General features: G+C 45.3%; 4 protein-coding genes and 1 tRNA gene. 4 read left to right on the forward strand and 1 reads right to left on the reverse strand.

Features of this window, described 5'->3' with window-relative positions; all coding sequences use genetic code 11:
* Nucleotides 1-12 precede the first annotated feature (12 nt).
* From B7X71_RS13005 to B7X71_RS13020, 4 genes are all read left to right on the forward strand, one after another.
* Nucleotides 13-97: transfer RNA gene (locus B7X71_RS13005), tRNA-Leu, on the forward strand.
* 114 nt (nt 98-211) lie between these two features.
* On the forward strand, nt 212-1,111 hold the full coding sequence (gene ltnD, locus B7X71_RS13010) for an L-threonate dehydrogenase (protein ID WP_215302916.1): 900 nt from the start codon (nt 212-214) through the stop codon (nt 1,109-1,111).
* A complete protein-coding gene (otnK, locus tag B7X71_RS13015) occupies nt 1,108-2,370 on the forward strand; it encodes a 3-oxo-tetronate kinase (RefSeq protein WP_293600961.1) in 1,263 nt (420 codons plus the stop codon). Before ltnD ends, otnK begins: the two co-directional genes overlap by 4 nt.
* 8 nt (nt 2,371-2,378) lie before the next feature.
* Nucleotides 2,379-3,062: an aldolase gene (locus tag B7X71_RS13020; protein ID WP_293600962.1), complete on the forward strand. Its 684-nt coding sequence runs from the start codon at nt 2,379-2,381 to the stop codon at nt 3,060-3,062.
* Between the two features lie 19 nt (nt 3,063-3,081).
* On the opposite strand, the gene B7X71_RS13025 is transcribed toward B7X71_RS13020, so the two are convergent.
* A partial coding sequence (locus B7X71_RS13025; RefSeq protein ID WP_363927066.1) for a tripartite tricarboxylate transporter substrate binding protein occupies nt 3,082-4,089 on the reverse strand: 1,008 nt, incomplete at its 5' end.

Genomic DNA, 4,089 nt, shown 5'->3' on the forward strand with positions numbered 1-4,089 from the left:
CTGCAAACACCTGCCCCGGTGATGGAATTGGTAGACGTGCCGGACTCAAAATCCGGTGCCGCAAGGCGTGGCGGTTCAAGTCCGCCCCGGGGCACCATCCCCCTTCTTATTTTTAGCCCTGATCAATTAGGTTCACGGGTAGCCTTTGCTATGATTATTGGCAATAAAAGCTTCTAGCAAGCATCAAAAATAAACTAAACGAGACCAAATCATGAAAAAAGTAGGATTAATCGGGCTGGGCGCCATGGGCTCCGGTATGGCCTCATCTCTCCGACGAGCGGGTTTTGATCTGTATGTATTTGATGTACGTTTAGATCATGCCCGTCAATTTTGTGAGGCTGGTGGTACGGTCTGTAAGTCAATCGAAGAGTTAGGTTCAATCTGTGAGGTAGTTATCTCAGTCGTAGTGAATGCTGCACAGACTGAAGAGGTTTTGTTTGGCTCACCAAGTAGTCCTGGCTTAGTAGATTCATTAAAGCCCCAGAGTGTTTTCGTGATGTGCTCCACTGTCGATCCTAATATTTCGATTTCATTTGAGTCACGTCTTGCTGAAAAAGATATTCTTTATGTAGATGCCCCTATATCGGGTGGAGCTGCTAAAGCTGCCTCTGGTGAAATGACCATGATGACCTCAGCCTGCGCTGCCGCATATGAAAAGGTGAATCCCATTCTTGATGCGATGTCAGGAACTGTTTATCGCTTAGGCGATAAGGCGGGTATCGGCAGTAAAGTGAAGGTCATTAATCAGCTACTTGCTGGTGTGCATATTGCCGCTGCTGCAGAAGCAATGGCGCTCGGTTTGAGGGAGGGTGTAGATGCAAATGCACTCTACGAAGTGATTACCCATAGTGCTGGTAATAGCTGGATGTTTGAGAACCGCATGGCACATGTACTTGCAGCTAATTATGAGCCTTTATCTGCAGTAGATATATTCGTGAAGGACTTGGGAATAGTTTTAGATATGGCCCGAGCGAGTAAGTTTCCATTACCCCTCTCATCCACTGCACATCAAATGTTTATGCAAGCATCGACTGCTGGTTTTGCTAAGGAAGACGATAGCGCTGTCATTAAAATCTTCCCGGGTATCGAGTTACCGAAAGCAGTCAAGTGAGTATTCTTTTAGGTTGTATTGCAGATGACTTTACAGGCGCTACTGACCTGGCGAATAACCTGGTGCGCAATGGCATGCGCGTTGCGCAAACTATTGGTATCCCACAGCAAGTATTGAATGCTGAGTTAGATGCTGTCGTAGTAGCACTGAAGTCCAGAAATATTGAGCCTGAGGCTGCAATAGCGCAGTCATTAGAGGCTTTAGAGTATCTTCTCGCGCAAGGTGCGCAACAGATCTTCTTTAAATATTGCTCTACCTTTGACAGCACCCCTAAAGGGAATATTGGCCCGGTTACAGAGGCGCTGATGGCAGCCTTGGGGGCTGACTTTACTATTGCAACCCCCGCTTTTCCGGATAATGGGCGGAGTGTATTTAAGGGATATTTATTTGTCGGCGATCAATTGTTAAGCGAGTCTGGGATGCGTGATCACCCCTTAACCCCAATGACTGATGCAAATCTTGTGAGAGTAATGCAGGCTCAATGCCAAAATCAGGTGGGATTGATTGAGTACCAAACTATTCTTGCCGGTGCTGATGCAATCTCTTCGAGAATTGCCGACTTAAAAGCATCCAATACAAAAATTGCCATTGTTGATGCAGTGACTAATGATGACTTGTATCGTATCGCACCAGCATTAAAAGATCTCCCCCTGATTACTGGAGGCTCCGGTATTGCTATTGGACTGCCTTCTAACTTTGGTCTGCAAGCGCATCCAACGTCTAGCAAGCTTCCACTTGCTAGCGGATATCGCGCCATTGTTTCGGGCAGTTGTTCGCAGGCCACTAACCTCCAGGTTGAGTGCTTTAAAAGTTTAGGTGGTGAAATGTATGCGGTGAATCCACTTGAATTAAATGAGAAATCTACAGAGCAAATGTTGCAGGAGATCTTAACTTGGGCAGAACCTCGACTCTCACATGGCTCAGTCTTGATTTACTCATCAGCAAGCCCTGATCAGGTGAAAGAAGTGCAATCACAGCTTGGTGTTCAGGCTGCTGGTAACACAATTGAAAACCTTTTAGGCTCGGTTGCCAAAGGCCTTGTTGCTCTTGGAGTTGGGCAGCTATTGGTAGCTGGCGGAGAGACCTCCGGTGCATGCGTGAAAGCTTTGGGTATTGATCAAATGCAGATTGGTCAGCAAATTGACCCAGGCGTACCTTGGTGTTTTGCAAAGGTTCAGAACAAGCCTCTACATCTTGCGTTAAAGTCTGGGAACTTTGGCGCAGCAGATTTTTTTACAAGTGCCTTCTCAAAACTGTGAGCAAAAAGATGAATGAGCAATTAGCAAGAGAAGAGATTTGCCGGATTGGAAAAAGTTTGTTTGATCGATCCTATGTCCATGCAACTGCGGGCAATATTAGCGTTCGTATTGAGGATGGTTTTTTAATTACACCCACAGATGCCTGTCTCGGATTCCTTTATCCTGATCGATTGGCTAAGATTGACATTCATGGTCAGCAACTTAGCGGTGATAAAGCTAGTAAAACAATGGCATTGCATGCTGCCATTTACAATAAAGCAAGACAATTTGATCAAGATACCTCTTGCATTATTCATACTCACAGCACTCACTGCGTAGCCTTGAATCTGGAATCCAATCCATTTACGGGCGATGGAGTTTTGCCTGAATTATTACCTGCAATCACGCCATATTTTGTGATGAAGGTTGGTCATGTCCCAACAATTCCCTATGCAAGCCCTGGCTCTGTAAAAACTATTGGATTTGTAGAGAAGGCAATCGAAGCTTATGGAAGGGCAGGAATACCTTTGCGAGCTTGCATGCTGTCACGCCTAGGGCCATATGTTTGGAACAGCTCACCCAGTTCAGCAATGGCTACCATAGAGGAGTTGGAAGAAACGGCAAAACTGTTTTACCTCAAAAATGCGCCGATCAATCCGCTTACGGATGTACAGTTAAATGAGCTGCGGACTGCATTTGCAGTCCGCTGGTAGTTACTGAGCGTAAATTGAATTAATCTAATTCGATTTTGGCGTAATCAACTACCTTTTTCCACCTTTGTGCATCGGCCTTAATAAATTCAGCTGACTTGCTTGCATTCATAAAATCTACAGTAGCACCGAGTTTAGTGAGTGAGTCAGCCACTTCCTTTTGAGACACTGTCTTTTGAATACTGTTTTGTAATTTCAAAGCAATATCTGCTGGTAAACCTTTTGGTGCAGCAATACCGAAATAAGCTGTAACCTGAAAGTTCGGAAAGCCCGCTTCTTGCATTGTTGGGACCTGGGGAAGCGCAGGATTTCTAGTGGTGCTGGTAACAGCAAGCGCTTTCAACTTGCCGCTTTTAATTAAGCCAAGCGCAGAGGGAAGGTTGTCAAACATAAAATCGATATCTTTAGATACTAGAGCTACATTCGCTAAGGATGAACCTCTGTAGGGAATGTGAACTACAAAAATGCCGGCTTGACTTTTCAGCATCTCGGCGCTGAGGTTCAGTGAGGTGCCATTGCCGTTAGAGCCATAATTCATCTTACCTGGAGACTGTTTTGCGCGTTTTACTAATTCAGCTACTGAATTAATTCCGGAGTCAGGATTTACTAAAAGCACATTCGGCAACTGCCCAAAAATAGCAATCGGTTCAATGCTGCTGGGGCTGTAAGGCAGTGTTTTATAAATTGCTGGACTAATAGAGAGTGGCGGGGATGCCATGAGAAGTGTGTATCCATCGGGACTTGCTTTTGCAACCTCTGCGGCACCCAGATTGCCGCCTGCGCCAGGCTTGTTTTCTACAACAATAGCTTGCCCAAGATCTGTTGAAAGCGCTGGAGTAATGAGGCGGGCAACGTTATCGATCAGTCCGCCAGGAGGAAAAGGCACTACCAGCTTTACGGGCTTATTTGGATAAGGGGTTTGCGCAAATGCAAGGCCCGAGCTGGCCAGCATTACAAAAACTGCACATTGTTTAAATATGGATATCAGATGATTTTTCATAAAGGGTAAATTTTTTGTTGTAAGGAAATA

Source organism: Polynucleobacter sp. 39-46-10, from assembly GCF_002282275.1.

What these genes read in the sequence shown, in the direction of transcription:
- ltnD (WP_215302916.1), top strand. Translation starts at nt 212, where the DNA reads ATGAAAAAAGTAGGATTAATCGGGCTGGGCGCCATGGGCTCCGGTATG.
- B7X71_RS13020 (WP_293600962.1), top strand. Translation starts at nt 2,379, where the DNA reads ATGAATGAGCAATTAGCAAGAGAAGAGATTTGCCGGATTGGAAAAAGT.